The following is a 22,345-nucleotide window of genomic DNA, read 5'->3' as shown; positions in this document are numbered from 1 at the left end:
ATCGTGCTCAACTGAAGTCCCGGCATAAATCGGTCACGGAGTTGACATGAAAACCCACGTCAAAAATGGACTGTTAGAAGGTTCCTGTCACTGTGGAAAAGTGCGCGTGTTCATCCCGCATCCACCAATTCATGCCATCAAATGTAATTGCTCTATTTGCCGGAGACTCGGGGCGCTTTGGGGGCGCTTTGGGCTCGCTATGAAGCTGGTGCAGTAAAGTTCGAGGGACACCCTCAAAACACCTCCTCTTACGTTTGGGGGCAAGAAACCCTGAGGACGATCCGATGTAGTAATTGTGGATGTGTCACCCACTGGGAAGCGATCCTGCCAGGGGCAGGCGCTGGTGTTGGTGTTGGTGTGAATATGAACAATTTCGACCAGCAATTGGTCGGGGCAACACCTGTGCGCCTTTTCGACGGTGCCGATAGCTGGGCATATCTTGACTAGCCCAGGCAAGGTGCATTGGCCGGACGCTTAACGTTTGGGTTCCTGATCTCTACCAGAGCATGCTTCGGCGTGACAGCTCTTTTACCGTCCTCCAATGCTTCAGCACCTACAAGTCAGGCAAAGAGCAATGCGAACAGCACACTATCGGGGCGCCTCATTGCCATTTAAATTCGTGCTCTTTGGATCGCGCTTGCGATGCATCATGTCGGATCGAGGCGCGATGAGCACCGGTTTGTCGTATACTCAACCTCCGCATTACCCCTTGAGCTACAGGAACACCAGCATGACTGTACTCCAAACGATTTACTGGCAGCCTACGCCGCCTTAGCGCTACGCCCCCTCGCAACACCTTGCATCCGCTAGCTTTGCTCGCGGGCGCGCACTGCTGTACGCCTGGTTTCCCACCTTAAGCACACAGCAAAATCCTCAGAACTTGAATTTGCATCCACCTGCCCGCCTTCCCTTTGGCGTGCGCGATGCTTTGCCCTGGATAATTTCTATGCTGCAAAAACTAAGACAAACATGGCTCTCCAACGTCCGTGGAGATGTGCTCGCGGGTATCGTCGTCGCCTTGGCGCTGATCCCTGAAGCCATCGCCTTTTCAATCATCGCAGGCCTTGATCCCAAGGTTGGCCTCTACGCTTCTTTTTGTATCTGTGCAGTCATCGCCTTTGTCGGCGGACGCCCTGGGATGATCTCGGCAGCCACTGGCGCGATGGCACTGCTCATGGTTACGCTGGTTAAGGATCATGGACTTCAATACCTGCTTGCAGCGACGTTGCTGTGTGGGGTGCTTCAGATCCTTGCTGGGTATCTCAAGCTAGGCTCACTAATGCGCTTTGTCTCGCGTTCCGTAGTGACCGGATTCGTGAACGCTCTGGCAATCCTGATCTTCATGGCGCAGCTGCCTGAACTCACCAATGTCACCTGGCACGTATATGCCATGACTGCAGCCGGCCTTGGGATCATCTACCTGTTCCCGTATGTACCGAAGATCGGCAAGCTGCTTCCATCTCCCCTGGTATGCATCCTTGCCCTGACCGTAATCGCCATTTATCTGGGACTGGACATCCGCACCGTGGGTGATATGGGACAGCTGCCTGACACTCTGCCCATCTTCCTGTGGCCCGACGTACCGCTGAATTTTGAAACCCTGCGCATCATCTTCCCGTACTCCGCCGCGCTCGCCGTCGTGGGTCTGCTCGAATCCATGATGACGGCGACAATCGTCGATGACCTGACCGATACCACGAGCAATAAAAACCGCGAGTGCAAGGGTCAGGGAATCGCGAATATCGCGTCTGGCTTGCTGGGTGGCATGGCAGGTTGCGCCATGATTGGTCAGTCGATCATAAACGTGAAGTCCGGCGGCCGTACCCGCCTCTCAACATTGTGTGCCGGTATCTTCCTACTGCTGATGGTGGTCTTCCTCGGCGAATGGCTAGCGAAGATACCCATGGCCGCACTGGTGGCAGTCATGATCATGGTGTCTATTGGCACCTTCAGTTGGGACTCACTGCGCAACCTGAAAGAGCATCCGCTGTCGACAAACCTAGTCATGATCGCCACCGTCGTGGTCGTCGTGGCCACGCACAATTTGGCGTATGGCGTGCTGGTGGGCGTGCTGCTGGCTTCCCTGTTCTTCGCAAACAAGGTTGGTCACTACCTCGACATCAAGAGCAGCCTGCAACAGGCGGAATTGCATCGAACCTACCGCGTCGTAGGCCAAGTGTTCTTCAGTTCTGCTGACAAGTTCACGGGTGTGTTTGACTTCAAGGAAGCAGTCAAGAAAGTCACCATCGACCTGACTCAAGCCCACTTCTGGGATATCACCGCGGTCGCTGCGCTGGACAAGGTCGTGATCAAGTTCCGTCGTGAAGGCGCTGACGTTGAAGTGTTGGGCCTCAACGAAGCCAGTGCGACCATCGTTGACCGCTTCGGGGTCCATGACAAACCCGGTGCCATCGACAAACTCATGAGCCACTAAGGAGATCGACAATGACCTACGTAATGGCCTGCATTGATAACTCACCCTCGACACTAGCAGTTTGTGACTACGCAGCATGGGCGTCGCTGCGACTCAGCGCTCCACTGACCCTGCTTCATGTGCTGGACGAAGATAGATATCCTGTTTCTGCTGATCTGAGCGGCAACATTGGTCTTGGTAGCCGAGAACATTTGTTGAAAGATCTGGCTGCACTGGATGCGCAGCGCGCAAAGCTGGCTCTTGAGCATGGGCAGCATATGCTTGAAACGGCTCGCGACCGCACGGTCCTTTCGGGTGCGGCTTTGCCTGATCTGAAACAGCGTCATGGTGATCTTGTCGATACTTTGACTGATCTCAACGAAGACATCCGCTTGTTAGTCATCGGAAGGGCCGGTGGGAGAAGCGCGCGGGATCCGCATGCGCTTGGAGGTCAAGTTGAGTCGGTTATCCGCGCGTTCCACCAGCCCATCTTGATTGCGAACAACGGCTTCAAGAAACCGGAAAAGATCATGCTCGCGTTCGACGGCAGTGCCACATCGCACAACACAGTAAAGGCCCTCGCCTCGAGCCCGATTTTTACGGGCCTTTCACTTCACGTAGTCATGGTCGGCAAAGACTCAGCAGACAATCAATCTAAATTGGCCAAGGCACGTAGCACGCTTGCCGCATCTGGATTGGAGGTTAATGCCGAGCTGATTGAAGGCGATGTCGAGACAGTTCTGCAGGCGTATCAAACCGAGCAAGACATCGATCTCCTTGTCATGGGCGCTTATGGGCACTCTCGCATCAGGAATCTTCTAGTAGGCAGCACCACCACCACGATGTTGCAGACTACAGCCCTACCGGTGCTGTTGCTCCGCTGAGCAGTTGTCGGTGGCCATCGCTCCCATCTTTGAGGGTTGCGGTGGCCAGTTTTGGTAAGGATTAACTGATCGACCTGTAGCGAGACCACATGCAACTCATCACTGAAATTGTTCACCCACAGCTCGTGTCCACCCAGGGCCGAGTATTTCGTCGTCATGCTGCGCGGGGCATCGTTTTGCGAGGTGACCAGATCCTGTTGCTGTTTACCGAACGCTACAACGACTTCAGTTTTCCCGGGGGCGGCCTAAATGCTGACGAGGAAATCGTCGCGGGTCTGAAGCGTGAGCTAGAAGAAGAAACGGGAGCTCGTGAAATACAGGTTCTACGGCACTACGGCTACATTGAGGAGTACAGGCCCCACCTGAAGCCTGGCTATGACCTGATGCACATGACCTCGCACTTTTATCTATGCGAGATAGGCCCTATCTTGGAGCCGGTAAGAATGGATAGTCACGAAATCGCTAATGGTATGCGCCCTGTCTGGATCAATCTGGCTGCCGCTATCAGCCACAACGAAGCCGTCATGCAACGACAAGAATCTTCGATGGGCCAATCTATTCAGCGCGAGACCTTCATGCTTAGGAAAATAGCCTCGGAAATGTCGCAGTGAGCTTGGGTTTCCACACCGTAGGAAGTCAGGGACCGCGACCCGCTTGGCACCTCTGACGCCGTCGATATCTACGACGCATCAATTATCGATCGCTACTTACCAGTGCAAGAAATACGTTATCACCACTTTTAGACAGGATGCTCTTATGGCCCCGAAACAACCTCGACGCACCCCACGCATCGCTACCGGGTTCGACCAAAGCTATCGCTGCAAAAATGAAGACTGCGAAAATCACGTCCTGGACGTGCTGGACGCCGAAACGCAATTGGATGAGCGCACTTGGACATGCGAAGAATGCGGTGAGCCGGTGCTGATCGAAATGACCGATGGCGGCGGACGGACGGTGTACGTGTACCGCTGTGAAGCTAAGGACGTGGTTAAGGGCAACATGCTCTACCTGGATCACGATATCAGCCACGCCTACCGCGTGCTGGAGTCGAAAAAAGGCGAAGGCAAAACCAATGGCAGTAAATGGCGATTGGCGTTAGAAAAATACACTGCCCTCTATTTTGCGCCTGATCAGTACGTCAACCGCATATAGCCATGAAAAACCTCATCGAACTGCCAGTCGATACGGCCAGTCGGCTTAAAGTCACCCATGAGCGCCGACTGACCGCCGCCGAATTCCAGCAACTCGCCAGCGTGCCGGCAGCGGTGGAATGGTTCGCCAATATCGATAACCCACGCACACGTCGCGCCTATCAAATTGACCTGGCCGACTTCTGCAGTTTCGTTGGCCTCAACGGCGCCGAGGAATTCCGTGTCGTCACCCGGGCGCACGTGCTGGCCTGGCGCGCCCAATTGGAAACCCGGGGCCTGGCCGGAGCCACCATCCGCCGCAAACTGGCGGCGTTGGCCAGCCTGTTCGATCATCTGCTGGAGCTCAACGCCGTCGCTGGCGGCAACCCGGTGCACGGTGTGAAGCGACCCAGGATCGAAACCAACGAAGGTAAGACTCCGGCTCTCGGTGATCACCAGGCCAAGGCGCTGCTCGATGCGCCGGATCCGAACACTCTAAAAGGCCAACGCGATCGGGCCATTCTCGCTGTGCTGCTGTATCACGGACTGCGTCGCGAGGAGGCCGCTCAGTTGATGATCAGCGATATTAAAGATCGCCGGGGCATTAAGCACCTGCAGATCCATGGCAAGGGGGGAAAGCTGCGGTATCTTCCATTGCACCCTATTGCCGCCGAGCGTATCTACGCATACCTGGAACGCTCGGGGCATTACCAGCAGAAGCCTAATGCACCGCTATTCGTGCCGCTGCGTGGTCGCCAGACCGGCGCAGGCATAACCGCCAACGGCATCTACGCAATGGTCGGAAGCTATGCCAAGGCGGCAGGAATCAATGTCGCTGGGTTGGGGGTGCATGGCCTGCGTGCCACGGCGGCGACCAATGCTCTGGAGCACGAAGCCGATATTGCTAAGGTTCAGGCCTGGCTTGGACATGCCAATATAAGCACGACCCGGATCTATGATCGCCGTCAGCTGCGACCGGAGGACTCACCAACCTTCAAAGTCCGCTACTGAGATCAAACCAGCATCAATCCAAGACAGATTTTCTGAAAATTTCAGGGAATGGTTAGCGAATCTCAGGCCCCTCTTCCCACACCCTACACCCTACAGCACGGTGAGCACATACAGCACGACAGAGCACTTGAGCACGTAGAGCACCGCAAAAATAAATAAATCTCTTATTTTTCATATATATATAAGCTTTTCGTGCGTGATATCACGCATCTCATGAGTACCTTCAATCATTTAGTCGTGCGTTTAACTAATCCCTATCGTATATTCAGGTACCTTTGAAAGCAGGGTATTGCGTCAAACTATGGTTTGCTCTTGTCTCGCGATACCTGCAAACTTGGCTCAACAGAAACGGATTAGGGGATAAGGCATGGCCAACGGCAAACAATCAGCGAAGCGCCGCTTGACGATGTCGGAACGCGCTCAACAATTGATGCTGGTGCACTTTCCAACCATTGCCGACGCTTGGAAATGGACACGCAAAACCAACGATGGGTTTTGCACTATCCCCCGTACCCTCCCAATTGCAATGCAGGTTGTCGACGCTCAATCAAAAGGACAGCCAGCCGGACATGTGCTTTTTTGCCTATGGGCCCGATCACCAGATCATCCGGTCATCACTATCGAAAACCCCAGCACTTTTGCGGCTGAAGCGGGCTTTATTGGTGAGCGCGCTGTGGACACATGGCGCCGACGGATGAGGAAACTTCGTGAGCTGCAGTTTATTGCTACCAAGCCAGGGGCTTCAGGTGAGTTTCATTACGTGATGCTCACAAACCCTAACGCTGCAGTTGAATGGATGCGTACTCACAATTTGATTCAGGATGGTCTCTACAGCCGTTTCATTGAGCGACTTCCCGAGATCGGGGCCTATGGAGATCTTGAGGCGATCCGCATTCATTGGGCTGCAGAACACGCTGCGGCTGAAGCAGCAAAACAGGCTTCAAGCAACTCAATACCTGCACCACCGCCACCGCCACCGCTACCACCACTGCAGGCAGTACCAGCAGTACCAGCAGTACCAGCAGCCAAACCTCAGAGGATCAAAAGGACGAAAGCAAAATGAATAGAAGAGTAAAGGGCATCGAGTGCCAATCCACCCACCTCGGTGCCCTCAAAAACAAAGCCCTGGACCAACTGAGGGTCGAGTCTTGACTGGTCAGGGCTGTGGTGGTGCAACGTTTAGCTGACAACCGATACGACCTAGAGGAGGCCGAAAATGCAATTACTGAGGAGAAGAGCCATGGGCATCGAGTGCCAATCCACCCACCTCGGTGCCCTCAAAAACAAAGCCCTGGACCAACTGAGGGTCGAGTCTTGACTGGTCAGGGCTGTGGTGGTGCAACGTTTAGCTGACAACCGATACGACCTAGAGGAGGCCGAAAATGCAGTTACTGAGGAGAAGAGCCACGGGCATCGAGTGCCAATCCACCCACTTCGATGCCCGCAAAAGTAAAGCCCTGGACCAGCTGAGGGTCGAGTCTTGACTGGTCAGGGCTGTGGTGGTGCAACGCTAGGGATGCTAGACATCGGCAAGAAGTCTAGCATCCCTCTATCTAAGCGAAAAGCAGCGGCAGGCAATCAGAGCCCGCTACGTTGCGCGCTTTTTTGGGATACGAAAACTTGATCGCGTCGGCCCGATGAAGGAATACCTGGCTTTTCCATAGGACCGGCCAAGCGAAATGTTTCGTCATTCCCCCTCCTTGAGTCTGAATTTACTTGTTTGGATCGAATTGCTGCCAAGACTCAGGCATGCCTGTGCCGAAGCCACAATTCAGGCAATCCAGCCCTTTCTCATCAACTGATCGATTGAAAGCAAATGTCTTGCCTTTAAGATCAGTCAAAAGCAGTTTTTCGCCTTTGCTTTTTGCCTCCCAGGTTTGTTCACTCAGGACTTTTTTCTGAAAAGGATCGACCTTCACTACTGTGGCCTTACTGCCTTGAATATCGATGGCTACCAGTGGTCCTATTACGCCTTGCATGGCTCGATAGCTACCCTCAAACGGATTGCCACAACCACTCAGGCCGACACACAGCCCGATGAGGCAACCAAATTTTTTCCACATCTAACTATTCTCCTGAAAAATTGACCTTAGCGGTCATCCTCTACGGTCTCACTGCGTGACAGAAGCCTTTAAAGGCTGATCGCTTGGATTCCTCAGCTGGACAATTAATTGCTCGAGCCCCAGTTCTGTCAGAAAGACCGCCAGCTTGTCTAGACTCTTAAAAGTCCGCTCACCGCCGCGCTGGCGGCGCAGTGACACACACTCAGACCCCAATTGAATACGCAGCGACCATCCGTCGCGGGTGTGCAAGACCGAGATGTCATGCGCTAGGCCGGCAGCAAGGTATCGCCGTAGATCTGCTTCGAAAATTAAGGACATAGACCACGCATCAGAAATGGAGCAGGGGGGCAGCCCGTAGGTCTGCCCCCCTATCACCAGCAGCAGAGTTTATTGGATTTTACCCTTCTACTACCCTGAAGCGCTGCGGCCATGATGATATCAGTGTGGTGTAAATTATCAATAAGCAATTATTGATACGTCATAAATTGATTACTGATAGAGCGCGCTGAAATGCTTCAGGAAGATCCGTCTCTCTTTCACCTACGAGGCTGACAGTTCCTAACCCCCCACAGCTCCCTCTCGAGCAATGGAGACGACCTTCCAGTCCCAACCATCCTTGAGAAAGAACTGCCTGGCTTCCCCCCGTAAAGTCGAGAGTGAGAGTCAGAAAAGTGGATGAATACTTGAAGGGGTAAGCGTTCAGGATTCCTTGGTGCATCGCATCGTACGAGTACATTTTCCCATGTCCTGATCTGTCGATCTTGAGCACTTTATAACCAGTACTCAATCCGCCGTCGCTGATGTAGTACCCACTCACTTCTGAAGAAATCAGTTCTGGGATTTTTTCCCAAGGGGTCAATACCAAGCCACAACAAGCGGCCACACAAAGTACCTTCCACCGTTGTTTCAAAGGGTGCTCCTTTTTCATCAATACCAAGTCCAGAGAAATGCGACCACGATCCCCCACAACACCCAGCAGAAACGCTTTCTAAGCGTGCACTGGTGGGTACGATGCGTTGCGTATATTGCTGATATGGTCGCGATGATCAGAAGTGCCAGATAAGCTCTGTGGGCAGTGCCATAGGACGCCTGAGGGAGCAATGCAACAGACATCGGAAGTAACGCGATCGCGGAGATCACCCACGCAACGACAATCCGGTGATAGGTCATTTTTCAAGCTCTCCCTACGTAAGGCACCGTCGCAACTGGCAGCTCATTGATCAAATGTTGAAGCTGTACCTCATGGATTTCCGCCATTCGGTCATCAAAGCCGTTTCGTCTATTTAGCTCTGCAGTCACCAGATACCAGGTCAAAGCGTCCAGTGATGGCGTCTCAAAAAGCCGAATCTCAATGGGGGTCGTTTCATCCCACTCATAAGCGCCTATTCCGCTCAGTTGGGGCGACAGAAAATACTGATCCCCACGCATGACCCATACCAATCCCGGCCAAGGGGCGAGGCCATCAAACAGGTACCTGAGGTCGACCGGGTTGTCCCAGTTTTCGCAGTACGTAGCCGTTAGGTAATAATCGAACGTAAGGCTCATTTGGGTGGACTCAAGCAGGGGCGAGTCTGCATCGAAGCATGAGAACTCGCGTGCCAGAACCACGTCCACAACGACGCTGCGTGTGCTTCGCACTACTGATTGTCCGGAGGGTTGAGCGGCGACCGACGCTTTTCGGCACGCTCGCCACGAGTGGTCCGGTTTTTCTGCTGACCTTCTGATCGATCGGCAGAGCTTGGCCGAGAAAGACGTTGACCGGCAGACTCGCGGCTTTGTCGTGAAGGCGGCGGCGTATCAGCCGTGCTAGGGGAGCCACCTGGTGACGACCCAGGCGAGCCCAAGGTTTTTTGTGCTTGTTGGATCTTTGCGCGGAGTAGCTCTTGCTTTAGACCGGCGCTCTTGATTGCCGACATCTTAGAGAGTCCGCCGACTACTGAGCCCGCGACAGATGCAGCGATACTTCCTAATTGGGTGAAGCTGGCAGCACTGTCTGTTTTTGGTAGCGATTGAACTCTCAAAAGCGCTGCAGCAGCCCATGTCGCGACCAGAATAACGAATCCGGCACCACCGGCTAAAACTCCGCGCATGCCATTAATCTCCATTGGCGTACCGGAGCTATTAATAGCAGTTGCAGCTTGTATAAAACTAATGCTGGCTAATTGGCTAGCAACTAAATAAAGAATACCTTCAGCAAAAAACAATGATAGATATGTAAATACAAGCAGCCGTATCCAATAGAGCAATATCTCAATACCAAAGACACATGCCAAAAGCGCTACCAGCGGGAATATGTGAATAAGAGCGGCTTGGCCCATTGCTGTTAAATAGACAAACCATGGAAGCTTTGCCGCTAGATCTAAAGTTGCAAGTGCACCGTTTGCTTCATTGAGTGCCCCAATCGCCTCAGATGCATTTTCGCGAACTTTTGAACCAAAAGACGAGCCATCAGAACCGGAATAAATAGATCCTAGGCTTTTATTGACAACATCTGACCAAGCTCTAACCCCTGCGACAACAGATGGCTCTGTATCAGGTGCTAAATTAGAAGGTCGAATTCGGTCTCCCACTGCCCTATATCCCTCTTCAGCACCTGCTTGCGCAGCCTGATAAGCCTCATAGCAGTTTTCCGGAACGAAATATCTGTTATTTACACCTGATGGCTCTGCTAACAACGCCGGATCAGAAAGCGAACCATCGGCAACTTCCCAAGGGTTCAGGTAGCCTGCCGGCTCGTCAACGCCGCCTGATAATCTAGACTTCCATCCTGGCTCATTAGGTAGCAAGTATCTTTTTCCAGCGGGCCACTTATCACTACTTAACTTTTCCAGCGCAGCTTTTCCTGCGGACCTCCGTTCGCCTGCCTTATAAGTATCAATTAAAGTTAGAGCTTGTCTAATTTGTGGAAACCACGAAAAAGTCAAACCTGACACTTTATCGGCAGTGGCACTACTAAGTATAGAAACTTGAGAATCCGGTACTCCGAGCGCACCACCACCACGAAGCCCTATAGCTTGCCAAGTAGTTTCTGGAACGCTACTGTCATCGTTAGGACTTGGCTCGCAATATACTTTGTAATCCTTCATGAGCTTAGCCAAATCACTTCCCATGAAAGGGCTAGTTTCCCGCTCGGTGAGATCGGCAATCATTAGCGCTGATTGTTCGTTATCTTTAGTTCGATACACCTGCACGAGCTTTTCATATGTAGGGAGAATTACTTTAAGGGTAAATGATTGTCCTTTTGTCATTTCCATGCTGGCACGACCAGGGAAGGTCACGGTTTCAGGCTGCAAAGCGATAAATACGAACAGCGATGTGATAAAAACCCCGAAAGGCATACTGGTGGGCCTGCCTCGCACCAGATTCCAGATAATCCAAGATAATGAAATGTAAGGCACAGCTCTGGCGAGCTGGCGAACTATTTCAGCAAGCTCAGCATTCTTTGCTCCCATCGATATTAACGATGAAATCATTGCGTCAAGACCGCTTTGAAATAACCACCCAAAATTACCAAACTCGCCCATGCGTCAGGCCTCGATACTTGAGAATATCTTTTTAGGTATGGTAATAAAAATCGCTACGGTTCCAATCACGAAAACAAGTGCTGCCCATATGGGGCCAGCGGCTGTATATACATAATTTTCCAGCACCGTGAATACCACAACCAAAATTACTAACGTCACTAGCCTGGATGGACTCATCTCAGTATTAAGCACCTTCACGATAACTCCTCACCTGTCCTTAAGGAGTTTCACTCTGAAGTAAAATTCGAAAACCTCAAAGTCAAAACAGGCCATCAAAATTCAGTCCCACTGCTAGCCAGCGATCAGTCAACAATCGTTCATGGAATGCGGTGTCATCAAAATCTCAGTTCGTTCAGCTTAGGCTGAACGTGCAGCGCTTTACGCGCTGCTGCGTGCGAAGCACGCGGCTCTGTCAGGGTGATTCGCTACGCTCAACACCATGTACAGAGCCGCGTCACGCGTTCAAAAGCGAAATCGATGTGACACTCAAGCTTCTGCGTTGACACCTCTACCCCCGGCCTTTCAAAATGAAATCGCACCCCGAGTTCACCATGAACTCAACCCGCTTGCTGACGTGCATTTCATGTAGGCAAGAGGTCTTAGGCTACAGCTATTTCTGTAGTCCTGGACCATGGGAGGCGCCGGGAATGAGCAGCTAATGCTGCCCATAACCGCGTAAACGACCAAACACTTGTTTGGTCGAAACCAATACAGGCGGGCCATCTGTTGCGGTTACTGCAAAGGCCTGATTGAGAGACCGCTTCGCCTTTCAATTAGAAACAAACCACTGTCTAACTCCTGACATAAAACTGAGTTGTAACCAGGGCGCGTAACCCAGGCGAGGTCTACTGACTTCGAAACTCAGTCGAGTTTGGCAGTGAGAAGCAAACAGTGAGAGTGCTTTCGAGCGCATCGTTGCAACGATAAATTATCGTTTGTCAACTGATAAGTCCGACTGAAAAACGGGGCTAGGCATTCATTGAATGTCGGAACCACCAAGCAGGAAGTTTCGAGCGCCCTTTTTGAGGTGCAGCTCAACGTCCAACATGCTTTAGTGGTTGCTGTAACTTACAACATAAGCACCAGCTATGAACGAAAAACTGTCTCCTTTCCGCGATGCTATTTTCTACCGTTATCGCCAACGCTATACACTAGAAATGATCAAGCTGTGGCTACGTGAAGTCCACAAGCTATCGGTCTGCATAAGCGCGATCGCTCGCTGTATAAATAAAAGTATGACAAATGTTTCTTGCTTTGATCGAGTTGAGCCTGACTGTGAATACAGTTATTACAGGTCAATGGCATCTGCACGACGACAAGCTAGAAATTACAAGCGCCATTTAAGTCGATCACTAGGGCTTATAGAGCATTATCGATATGAATATAATTACACCGCCCGTGAGATACATAAACTCCTAACAAACGCAGGAGTTACCACATCACTTAGCTCAATTCATAGGGCAATTAGGTTAATTAATGAAAGAAAAAAATCCGCCATTAGCGAAAAAGAAAGTACAGAGGACGTTTGCGAAACCGACATCTCAAGCAAAAGCGTTGAGCAAAGCCATGTACAACGCAAATCAAATATCAGGGTTGGGCACGTCCCACAGCTATGAAGCTAGTCTAAAACTTGCTGCTCAATGGTTAAAAAGCAATGGCCGAGGCTCACTTTATGAAATGTCGCCTAAAGCTGCAAAGCAGTACCTTAATGAACGTGCTAAAGAAGTTGGACAAAAAACTTTAGATCGTGATCGCCAGGCACTGCAGGCTGTACTTAGAGCCACAGGAAGATTCAATCCGAAAGGACGGATTTCTGTGATACAAGCCAAAAAACAGCAGGTACTCAAGAGTCGAAACTATACCGACCAGCAATGGCGACTTATAGCAGAGCACCAAACGCCGCGTAATGCATTGAGCACCGAGATAGTAGCTGTATCAGGATTAAGAGCTCACGAACTGCTGACGCTACGGCCAGCAGTCGAACAGCCTATGAGTCAGCGTCCGGCAGATCCAGCCAAGTTTAGGTCTGGAGTTCGCTATACGGTGGTCGGCAAGGGAGGACTTATTCGAGAAATAACCATGCCACATGAACTTGCTAAACGTCTTGAGACATATCGACGGGATGAAGCTGTTACCCGAATTGATGGCGGCCGCAAAAACTGAGTGCAACACCTGACCTTTCCGGTACGGTGCTGCCACTATGTCCTATCACGAACTCAGTATCCCCGAACGTGCGACCCTTCAACTCGGCCTTGCCCAAGGTTTCAGCCAGCGGCGAATTGCCCGGATGCTCGGCCGCTCCCCCTCGACCATCAGCCGGGAGCTGCGCCGCAACCGGGCCCCTGGCACCCGCTACCAGGCCTGTGCTGCCCAGCAGCAGATGCAGGTCCGCCGCCAGGTCTGCAGGCCTCAGTGCAAGCTGCTGCCGGGCAGTGAGCGCTTCGAGCTGGTCGTCCATATGCTGCGTGAGGGTTTGTCTCCCGAGCAGATTGCCGGCAAGCTGCGCAGCATGAACATACCCAGCCTCAGAGAGGCCTACGTCTGCCGCGAGACGATCTATAACGCGATCTACGCCCTGCCGGTCGGTGGCCTGCGCAAGGAGCTGATCATCTGCCTGCGCCAGGGCAAGACGAGTCGCAGGCCGCGCTCTGGCGGCGTCGATCGGCGCGGCCAGATCCCTGAAATGCTCAGCATCCACGTGCGCCCGCCGGAGGTCGAAGACCGGCTGATGCCAGGCCATTGGGAGGGCGACCTGATCAAGGGCAAGGCCAATGCCTCGGCGGTGGGCACCTTGGTGGAGCGTACCAGCGGCTACCTGATGCTGATCAAGATGGCCGACGCGACGGCGACCTCGGCGCTGGAGGGCTTCAGTGCGGCGCTCAATGGCATGCCGCTGGCGGTGCGCAAGAGCATGACCTACGACCAGGGCCGGGAGATGGCGCGGCACGCCGAGATCACCCAGCGGACCGGGGTGGCGATCTACTTCTGCGACCCGCACAGCCCCTGGCAACGCGGCAGCAATGAGAACATCAATGGACTGATCCGCCAGTACCTGCCCAAGGGCACGGACTTGTCGGTGCATAGTCAGGAAGCCCTGGACGCCATCGCTTTGCAACTGAATATGCGACCGCGCAAACGCTTCGACTTCAAATGCCCGATCGAGGTGATGGGCGAAGTGATGCAAGAAGCCGTGGTGATGCGGCATGATGCTCCCGCTTCAATTCAATAACCGTGTTGCACTCAGATCCTGCAACCGCCGATCGTAAAATTCATTACAAATCGTACTACGACATAGGCGGGGGGCAGGCGTGGTCCCAATCGTTCGCTCAGGCTAGCAAAGTAGCACTAGATTTCAGCAATGGTGGCCACGGGCTACGTCATACATACGCTCAAGAAAGGCATAGAGAGCTTCAGATTTTACTGGGTGATAACGATCGAGCGAAGCAAATTGTGTCTCAAGAAGTAGGTCATTTTCGGCCTGAGATAACGGAAACGTACCTGAGATGAAACATAATAAATTGCTGAGGGTATGACGGTATTTCTATCGTCCCCATAAGAACCTCAAACACACAACCGCTTATACCCTCAACAAAACAAGCACATTGCACCACTCCCCTGGACTATGAAGAATCATCACTTTCAGAACCTTCAACGGCAAGATCAAGGGCAGCCGCAAAGCGGGCTGTTATCTGATGTACACCATTTTTAACATCAGGAACCAAACGTGCCTGAGACGTGGCATGATTGACTTCGAGTCCTTGATCGCCGGCGACGGAGTTGGAGTTGGGTCGCATTTCAGTGACTTTTGTCGTGCTCAGGACGGCGATAGTCTGCGGCCGTGATACCTCATTCAAGACGTGACCATAGGTGGCCACCGTCTGCCTAGAGACGCCCGCAAGGCTGGCTATCGAGGCTTGAGTTAGCTTCTCTCCGCGCTCCTGGAGGCCTCTACATGCCGCACGGATTTTGGATTCGGTAGCCTTGTGTCGTAGACCATGGGTGCGCTTCGCAGCCAGGCTCTGCCTCTCGGCCAACGGCAACGACTTGTCCAGCGCCATAGCTCCTCGGCAACATTTAGGGGAGCCTACAGAATTCGGAAAAAATCGTACGCTAAGGTTTTCCGATCAGTCATAGGCTCGCCAGTTTGATGTGTTCCGTTCCTGGCCCAGCCAAAACCTATCGGTCTTCGCGGGTGTGCCACAGGCGCAGCAGGTAGATAGTGGAATCCACTATCTCGTAACGCATCTCGTATTGGCCGATCTGAATTCGGCGTACATCCCTTGGTTCGAACTCTTCTAGTCGTTCGCCAATGCGCGGATTGGTCAGCAGCGTGGTAGGTGCTGCTGTAAGTTCATCTACATAGCCTAGGGAGGCCCCTTGCAGGGGCAACGTATCGGCTATGTCCGGGTCAACAGCTACGAACAGAACCCGAAATGTCAGCTGAAACAAAACGAGGTGAACAAACTGTTCACCGACAAGGCCTCTGCCAAGGATACCCAGCGTCCGTAACCGGAGGCCATGCTTGGCTTCGTCCGTGAAGGTGATACGGTCGTGGTACACAGCATGGATCACTTGGCCCGCAACCTGGATGACCTGCGCCGCCTGGTGCAAAAAAATGACCAAGCGCGGCGTGCGTATCGAGTTTTAGAAGGAAGGGCTGGTATTGGGGGTTGGGGAGCAATGGAACTGAAAACCAACGTAAGCCGAATTAGAGTTCGTTTTACTCGTCAGCGACTGCGAATTAACGAACTTTGATTCGTGAGAAAGGTTTATTGCACTGATTTTCGGGTGTTGGTGACCTTTCCTCGCGATAGCGGAAACGGTTTCATAAAACGGTCGTTTTTCGAAACTATCCAGACGTTGCAAGGGTTTGCGGGGCAGCGACTGAGCTTAAGTGCACTTTCTGTTCCGTTGCTCCCCCAACCCCGTATTCACGGGAGGTGATTCGCCGATGGCCAACCTGATGCTGTCGGTCATGGGAGCCTTCGCCGAGTTCGAGCGAGCGCTCATTCGCGAGCGAATCGCCCAGGCCAAGCAACGCGGCGGTTACCGGGCTCGTAAAAAAGCCCTGTCCGACGAACAGACTGTCGCAGTCCGGCAACGGGCCGCTGTCGGTGAACCAAAGGCCCAGCTAGCCCGTGAGTTCGGTATAAGTAGGGAAACCCTTTACCAGTACCTACGCACGGATGACTGATACATGCCCCGTCGCTCGATACTCTCGGCTTCTGAGCGCGAGACTTTGCTTGCGCTGCCGGAAAGCCAGGACGATCTGATCCGCTATTACACCTTCAACGAGTCCGACCTGTCGCTGATCCGTCAGCGACGGGGTGATGCCAATCGTCTCGGCTTTGCCGTGCAACTCTGCCTGCTGCGCTACCCCGGTTACGCGCTGTCCAGCGACAGCGTGCTGCCAGATCCGGTCATTGAGTGGGTGGCACGACAGGTTCAGGCTGCGCCCGAAAGCTGGGCGAAGTACGGTGAGCGCGATGTCACCCGCCGTGAACATGCCCAGGAGTTGCGAACCTACCTGGGCTTGTTGCCGTTCGGGCTGTCAGACTTTCGCGCCCTGGTACGTGAGCTGACCAACCTTGCCCAGCAGACCGACAAAGGTTTGTTACTGGCTGGGCAGGCTCTGGAGAGTCTGCGTCAGCAACGGCGGATTTTGCCGACCCTGACGGTGATCGACCGGGCCTGCTCCGAAGCAGTGGCGCGAGCGAACCGGAGGATCTACCGTGCTTTGATCGAGCCGCTAAGCCAGCAGCATCGCAACAAACTCGACGAACTGCTGACCATCAAGACAGGCAGCAATAGTACCTGGTTGACCTGGCTACGGCAGTCACCGTTGAAACCGAATTCGCGGCACATGATGGAGCACATCGAGCGGCTGAAGATTTTTCAACTGGTGGCCCTGCCCGAAGGGCTCGACCGGCATATCCACCAGAACCGCTTGCTCAAGCTTGCCCGCGAAGGTGGGCAGATGACGCCGCAGGATCTTGGCAAGTTCGAGAACGAACGGCGCTACGCCACCTTGGTTGCCGTGGTGCTGGAAAGCACCGCGACAGTGACCGATGAACTGGTGGATCTACACGACCGCATCCTAGTCAAGCTGTTCAGCAGCGCCAAGAACAAGCATCAGCAGCAATTTCAGAAACAGGGCAAGGCGATCAACGACAAGGTTCGCTTGTACTCGAAGATAGGTCAGGCCTTGCTGGAGGCCAAAACTACCGGTGGCGATCCGTTCGCCGCCATCGAGGCGGTCATCCCCTGGGACGAATTCGCCCAGAGTGTGACCGACGCCGAGCTACTGGCCCGTCCCGAAACCTTCGACCATTTGCACCTGGTCAGCGAAAACTTCAATACTCTGCGCCGCTACACTCCAGCCTTTCTGGAGGTGCTTCAACTCCGGGCCGCACCGGCAGCTCAACGTGTGCTGGATGCCATCCAGCAGCTGCGCGAGATGAACGCAGACAACCTGCGCAAGGTGCCATCGGACGCACCAACTGCGTTCATCAAGCCGCGCTGGAAACCGCTGGTGATCACGCCGGAAGGCATTGACCGGCGTTTTTACGAAATCTGCGCCTTGTCTGAACTGAAAAACGCGCTGCGTTCCGGCGACATTTGGGTCAAGGGCTCACGGCAGTTTCGTGACTTTGAAGATTACCTGCTGCCGCCCGCGAAGTTTGCCGCGCTCAAGAAGGAACAGGCGCTGCCATTGGCGACCAATCCCAACAGCGACCAGTACCTAGAGGAGCGCTTGCAGCTGCTAGAGCAGCAACTGGCGACCGTCGCCAAGCTGGCCAAGGACAATGAACTCCCCGACGCGATCCTCACAGAGTCCGGACTGAAGATCACGCCGCTGGATGCGGCAGTACCGGTCACCGCCCAGGCGCTGATCGACAAGACCAGTCAGCTACTACCGCGCATCAAGATTACCGAGCTGCTGATGGACGTGGATGAGTGGACAGGATTCACCCGTCACTTTACCCACCTGAAGGATGGTGCTCAGGCCAAGGATCGAACGCTGTTACTGTCAGCAATCCTTGGTGACGCCATCAACATTGGGCTGACGAAAATGGCCGAGTCGAGTCCGGGTATGACCTACGCCAAGCTGTCTTGGCTGCAAGCCTGGCACATCCGTGACGAAACCTACTCGGCGGCTCTGGCTGAATTGGTCAACAATCAGTTCAACCACACCTTTGCGGCCAACTGGGGAGACGGCACCACCTCATCCTCCGATGGCCAGCGCTTCCGTGCAGGCGGTCGAGGCGAAAGCACCGGGCACGTCAACCCGAAATACGGCAACGAACCAGGGCGGCTGTTCTATACCCATATCTCCGATCAGTACGCGCCGTTCAGTACCCGAGTGGTGAATGTCGGAGTGCGGGATTCGACCTATGTGCTCGATGGTCTGCTGTATCACGAGTCGGATCTGCGGATCGAGGAGCACTACACCGACACGGCTGGCTTCACCGATCATGTCTTCGCCCTGATGCATCTGCTGGGCTTTCGTTTTGCCCCGCGCATCCGCGACCTGGGCGAAACCAAACTGTATGTCCCGCAGAGCGTACAGGACTACCCGACGCTGCGCCCAATGATCGGCGGCACGCTGAACATTAAGCACGTCCGCGCTCACTGGGACGAGATTCTGCGTCTGGCCGCGTCGATCAAACAGGGCACCGTCACTGCCTCGTTGATGCTGCGCAAGCTGGGCAGCTATCCACGTCAGAACGGCCTGGCCGTGGCCCTGCGGGAGCTGGGCCGGATCGAGCGCACGCTGTTTATCCTCGACTGGCTGCAAAGTGTCGAGTTGCGTCGTCGCGTGCACGCTGGATTGAACAAGGGCGAGGCGCGCAATGCCCTGGCCAGGGCGGTGTTCTTCAACCGCCTTGGTGAAATCAGGGATCGCAGCTTCGAACAGCAGCGCTATAGGGCCAGCGGACTGAACTTGGTGACCGCCGCTATCGTGCTGTGGAACACCGTCTACCTGGAGCGGGCAACCCAAGGGCTGACTGACGCCGGAAAGCCGGTGAATACCGATATGTATCAATATCTGTCGCCGCTGGGCTGGGAGCACATTAACCTGACCGGCGATTACGTCTGGCGGCAGAGCCGCAAGCTGGAGGAAGGGAAATTCAGGCCGTTACGACAGCTCGGAAAGCCTTAGCGTACGATTTTTTCCGAATTCTCTCGGCTCCCCATGTTAGCCATGATGTTTCTCCTTTCGGGTTGAACAAGGTCGCGCCAGTGCGTCCTTGTTGTGATCCGGCCGGCGGGGGATGGGCTGGTCGCACCGCGCAGCGGTCGCAACAACGTGGAGAACCTGGAAGCGAAAAGAATTTGTCCCGCGAGGAATGCGCGCAGCGCAGGGGAAATTGTTTTCGCTGCAAGGTTGCGGCCATGAAGCCCAAGGCGCAGCCGCGCCACCGCCAGGATTCACAACAAGACAAGGACGCACAGGCCGCCCGCTCCCGAATGGAGACGTGGCCAACTCGGCATCCCCGCGTGACGGCTGCACCGGCTTGCGCCCTGACGCGGGCCAGGTCAATGCCCCGACGACAAGGCCAGAGCGCCCCTGCCGCAGCTCACGGCCACATACTGAGGCGTGGTGTGGAAGCTCCATAGAAGCGAGGCTGGGCGGCGTGTCGGTGAACCGTCTTTCGTGACGTACAGACAACGAACCGCCAGCGTCGGGGACGGCACGCTTTCGTGCAACCTGCCGCAGCAAGCCGGGGCGTAGCCACACCAGCCCCGCCCATTGCGGCGGGGCTCGGTCGAATCGTTGGCGGCGCGATGCGCCGCCACACTTGCTGGCTTCGTGGATTTCGCGCACGAGCGCCCTTGTGCGTGGCCCCATCGCCGCCGACCGAAGGCGGCGATGGGGCTTTTTTTTAGCAGTGAAACCGGGCGCGGCCACCGCCGCGCCCGGAGTTTTCGACCACCGGCCCCAAGGCGGCACGGCTTGGGGCCGGTGCGGCTCGTTATTTCTTGGTTTCGATGATCCACCACACGGCGCGCGGCAAGGCGCGGCCCGTGAGGGGATGCAGATCGGTCAGGTCGGCGCGGGCCGTCCAGCCACGCGGCGGACGGTAGCCGCGCACGTCGCCGTCGCCGTGCCAGCGGCGGGCGCGCACCGTGCCGGAGGCATAGGTCGCAGCCATACGGGGGCGGTTTGCGGGTTGGTGGGTCATGGCAGGCATCCTCAATATGAAGCGCCCCGGCCGGAACCGGGGCGCTATCTACGGTGCGAAGTCACGCGGCCAAAGCCTCGGCCTGCGGCTGGACATCCGCCACGGCGGCCGCTTCTTCCTGTGCTTCGGCTTCGCCATCCGCCGGCGCGTCCTGCCCGGCCTGCTGCGGGCCTTCGGTGCGGAAGATGGCGGGCATCCAGCCGGTGCCAGCGGCGAGCCGTTCGGCTTCGCTGGCAATGTCGCCCTTCTTCAACTTCGCCAGTCGGGTGACGTGCGAGGGCGCGAACCCGCCAACGGCTTCCAGAATCGCGGCCTTCGGCACATGCCGGAAGTAACCCTCATTGGTGGGCTGCCACCACGCGGCCATATCCAGCCCCACGGCCTGCGCCAGTTCCGCGCCGGGCTGGTGCGGCGTGGCGCGAGGCGTCACCACGTCCACCGTGGAAGCTAAGCACACGGCCAGCAGCCGCACCAGTTCATCCTGTGATTTCGCCAGCAGCGCGGCGAACAGTTCGGCGCTGTCCTCCGGCAAGGTTTCGCCTGCCACCTGTTGCAGTTCGCGCAGCGCCACGGCGGCGGGTGATTCCGGCCAGTCCGGGGCCATGCCTTCCAGCCGGTCTTGCACCGTGAGGCGCACGCCCAGCGGCAGGTCGTGGCCGTAGTGGCTTTCCTGCAAGACGGTCTGCACCATGCCATGCACCACGGCGGCCAGCGCGGCTTGCGGATGCCGGGCCACTTCGATTTGCAGCGCGGCGGTACGGTGCGCGCTCAACCGCTGCGCCAGTCGGTCGGACATGGTGGCGGTCTTGGGCTGCTCGTCGTCCTCGCCTTCGTCCTCGTTTGCGGCTTCGCCTTCGCTGCCGAAACCCTGCCGCAGTCGTTCCAGCGTGCGCAGCGCCTTGGCTTCGGCTTCGCGCAGCAGCCCGCGATGAATCGCGGCCTGCCCGTCGCGGTCGATGGTGACGATGGCACCGGCTGCGGCCTTCACATTGGCCGCATAGTCCAGCAAGCCTTCTTCCAGCGCCTGCAACTGCTCGCCCAGGCGTTCGCCTTCTTCCTGCAAGGCATCGGCCTTTTCTTCGTCTTCGTCGTCCAGCGCGGCATCCACGGCTTCGGCCAGTTCGTGCAGCTTGGTTTGCAGCTTCTCGATGCGCTGCGCGTCGCGCTTGTTCGGACTGCGGCGTTCCCTTGGCGCACGCTGGAAGGCTTGCAGATCGGCATGGGTCATGCCCGGCGTGGCATCCACCCACGCCCAGCCCTCGGCCTGCACCTTGGCGGCGATACCTGCCAGCTTGTCCTGCGCCAGCCGTTCCAGCAGTGCGGCATCGGTCAGATACACGCCTTTGTCGCCCTCCGCGAACAGGTCGCGGCGGATGCCACCGCCTTCCTGCTCGTAGCCGTCCAGCCCGACAAAGCGCACCAGCGGATGCCGGTAGGCGTCGATTTCGCGTTCGGTCAGACGGTCGCGCAGGTTGTGCGGGCTGCGCTGCCATGTCGGCGCATCGTAGAACGCGGCTTCCTGCGCGGCGTGGTCGTCGGTGATGGCAAGGGCCATCAACTGGTCAAGGCTCACGGCCTCGGCGCGATAGTCGGCCAGCAGGCGCGGCGAGACGTTGGCGAGTTTCAAGCGGCGCTGCACCACCAGCGGCGTGACGGAAAAATCCGCTGCGATATCCTCGATGCTGCGGCCTTCGGCCACCAGCGCGGCGAACGCCTCGAACTGGTCGGCGGGGTGCATGGCTTCGCGCTGCACGTTCTCGGTCAGGCTGGCCGTGCGTGCGGTGCCATCGGCCACCTGCAGGCAAGGCACCTCCCATTCCTTGCTGATGCGGTGCTTCTTCGCCAGCAGCTTCAACGCTGCGAGGCGACGGCCACCGGCCACGACTTCGTAATGCTCGCCGTCGGCGGCGGCAATCACGATGAGGTTTTGCAGCAGGCCGACACGCTGGATGCTGGCGGCGAGTTCGGGAATGGACATGCGCGGGGTCTTGCGCACGTTGCGGCCAGTGGGGCGCGACACCAGCCGCGACAGCGGAACCAGAATCAGGTTCTTGGTCGGGTCAGCGGCTTCCAGCGGGATAGCGGCGGCGGTGTTGATGGCGCGGGCTTCGGTTTGGGTAACGGCGTTCATG

Annotated in this window: 17 protein-coding genes and 2 pseudogenes; 11 read left to right on the top strand and 8 right to left on the bottom strand. The window is 55.7% G+C overall.

Annotated features, from left to right (window positions below):
• The first annotated feature begins 946 nt into the window (after positions 1–946).
• From ATY02_RS14025 to ATY02_RS14000, 6 genes are all read left to right on the top strand, one after another.
• Positions 947–2,434 (top strand): SulP family inorganic anion transporter, encoded by a 1,488-nt coding sequence (locus tag ATY02_RS14025; protein WP_068588525.1) that lies wholly within the window; start codon positions 947–949, stop codon positions 2,432–2,434.
• A gap of 11 nt (positions 2,435–2,445) precedes the next feature.
• Complete coding sequence (locus ATY02_RS14020) at positions 2,446–3,297, top strand: universal stress protein (protein ID WP_068588523.1); 852 nt, start codon at positions 2,446–2,448, stop codon at positions 3,295–3,297.
• 89 nt (positions 3,298–3,386) lie between these two features.
• Entirely contained in the window at positions 3,387–3,908 is a 522-nt protein-coding gene (locus ATY02_RS14015; RefSeq protein WP_068588522.1) for an NUDIX hydrolase, read from the top strand.
• Between the two features lie 145 nt (positions 3,909–4,053).
• Complete coding sequence (locus tag ATY02_RS14010) at positions 4,054–4,449, top strand: hypothetical protein (protein ID WP_068588518.1); 396 nt, start codon at positions 4,054–4,056, stop codon at positions 4,447–4,449.
• 2 nt (positions 4,450–4,451) lie between these two features.
• Entirely contained in the window at positions 4,452–5,438 is a 987-nt protein-coding gene (locus ATY02_RS14005) for a tyrosine-type recombinase/integrase (protein ID WP_068588516.1), read from the top strand.
• Positions 5,439–5,805: 367 nt separating this feature from the next.
• Complete coding sequence (locus tag ATY02_RS14000) at positions 5,806–6,501, top strand: hypothetical protein (RefSeq protein WP_198845249.1); 696 nt, start codon at positions 5,806–5,808, stop codon at positions 6,499–6,501.
• 649 nt (positions 6,502–7,150) lie between these two features.
• Here ATY02_RS14000 and ATY02_RS13995 read toward each other — a convergent pair.
• From ATY02_RS13995 to ATY02_RS13980, 4 genes are all read right to left on the bottom strand, one after another.
• Positions 7,151–7,501: a hypothetical protein gene (locus tag ATY02_RS13995; protein ID WP_068588510.1), complete on the bottom strand. Its 351-nt coding sequence runs from the start codon at positions 7,499–7,501 to the stop codon at positions 7,151–7,153.
• Positions 7,502–7,979: 478 nt separating this feature from the next.
• The gene (locus ATY02_RS13990) at positions 7,980–8,429 is read right to left on the bottom strand and encodes a hypothetical protein (protein WP_141698163.1); all 450 of its coding nucleotides are present in this window, start codon (positions 8,427–8,429) and stop codon (positions 7,980–7,982) included.
• Between the two features lie 245 nt (positions 8,430–8,674).
• The gene (locus ATY02_RS13985; RefSeq protein ID WP_068588503.1) at positions 8,675–9,046 is read right to left on the bottom strand and encodes a hypothetical protein; all 372 of its coding nucleotides are present in this window, start codon (positions 9,044–9,046) and stop codon (positions 8,675–8,677) included.
• A gap of 92 nt (positions 9,047–9,138) precedes the next feature.
• On the bottom strand, positions 9,139–11,025 hold the full coding sequence (locus tag ATY02_RS13980) for a hypothetical protein (protein WP_141698162.1): 1,887 nt from the start codon (positions 11,023–11,025) through the stop codon (positions 9,139–9,141).
• Positions 11,026–12,501: 1,476 nt separating this feature from the next.
• On the opposite strand from ATY02_RS13980, the gene ATY02_RS13975 reads away from it, so the two are divergent.
• Positions 12,502–13,188, top strand: a complete 687-nt coding sequence (locus ATY02_RS13975; RefSeq protein WP_141698161.1) for a site-specific integrase — start codon at positions 12,502–12,504, stop codon at positions 13,186–13,188.
• A 37-nt stretch (positions 13,189–13,225) separates the two neighbouring features.
• On the top strand, positions 13,226–14,254 hold the full coding sequence (locus ATY02_RS13970) for an IS30-like element ISShes10 family transposase (protein ID WP_011711660.1): 1,029 nt from the start codon (positions 13,226–13,228) through the stop codon (positions 14,252–14,254).
• Positions 14,255–14,645: 391 nt separating this feature from the next.
• Here the strand turns inward: ATY02_RS13970 and ATY02_RS13965 are convergent, their stop codons facing one another.
• Both ATY02_RS13965 and ATY02_RS13960 read right to left on the bottom strand, forming a co-directional pair.
• Entirely contained in the window at positions 14,646–15,083 is a 438-nt protein-coding gene (locus tag ATY02_RS13965) for a hypothetical protein (RefSeq protein WP_068589214.1), read from the bottom strand.
• A 118-nt stretch (positions 15,084–15,201) separates the two neighbouring features.
• Positions 15,202–15,426: a type II toxin-antitoxin system RelE/ParE family toxin gene (locus ATY02_RS13960; protein ID WP_228022317.1), complete on the bottom strand. Its 225-nt coding sequence runs from the start codon at positions 15,424–15,426 to the stop codon at positions 15,202–15,204.
• On the opposite strand from ATY02_RS13960, the pseudogene ATY02_RS13955 reads away from it, so the two are divergent.
• The 3 genes and pseudogenes from ATY02_RS13955 to ATY02_RS13945 form a co-directional block, all read left to right on the top strand.
• A pseudogene (locus ATY02_RS13955) lies at positions 15,403–15,670 on the top strand (recombinase family protein); the annotation flags it as partial. The gene ATY02_RS13960 and the pseudogene ATY02_RS13955 overlap by 24 nt on opposite strands.
• A 282-nt stretch (positions 15,671–15,952) precedes the next feature.
• Positions 15,953–16,219 (top strand): annotated as a pseudogene (locus ATY02_RS13950) (helix-turn-helix domain-containing protein); the annotation flags it as partial.
• A 3-nt stretch (positions 16,220–16,222) separates the two neighbouring features.
• Entirely contained in the window at positions 16,223–19,189 is a 2,967-nt protein-coding gene (locus tag ATY02_RS13945) for a Tn3 family transposase (RefSeq protein WP_065990646.1), read from the top strand.
• 814 nt (positions 19,190–20,003) lie between these two features.
• Here the strand turns inward: ATY02_RS13945 and ATY02_RS13940 are convergent.
• Positions 20,004–20,213, bottom strand: a complete 210-nt coding sequence (locus tag ATY02_RS13940; protein WP_016487839.1) for a hypothetical protein — start codon at positions 20,211–20,213, stop codon at positions 20,004–20,006.
• 61 nt (positions 20,214–20,274) lie between these two features.
• The gene (locus tag ATY02_RS13935) at positions 20,275–22,344 is read right to left on the bottom strand and encodes a ParB/RepB/Spo0J family partition protein (protein ID WP_006379606.1); all 2,070 of its coding nucleotides are present in this window, start codon (positions 22,342–22,344) and stop codon (positions 20,275–20,277) included.
• Position 22,345 lies beyond the last annotated feature (1 nt).

Source organism: Pseudomonas sp. BIOMIG1BAC (assembly GCF_001705995.2).
Classification (GTDB): Bacteria; Pseudomonadota; Gammaproteobacteria; order Pseudomonadales; family Pseudomonadaceae; genus Aquipseudomonas; species Aquipseudomonas sessilinigenes.
Note: the sequence above shows the minus strand (reverse complement) of the source record. Positions and strands in the feature narration are given on the sequence as shown.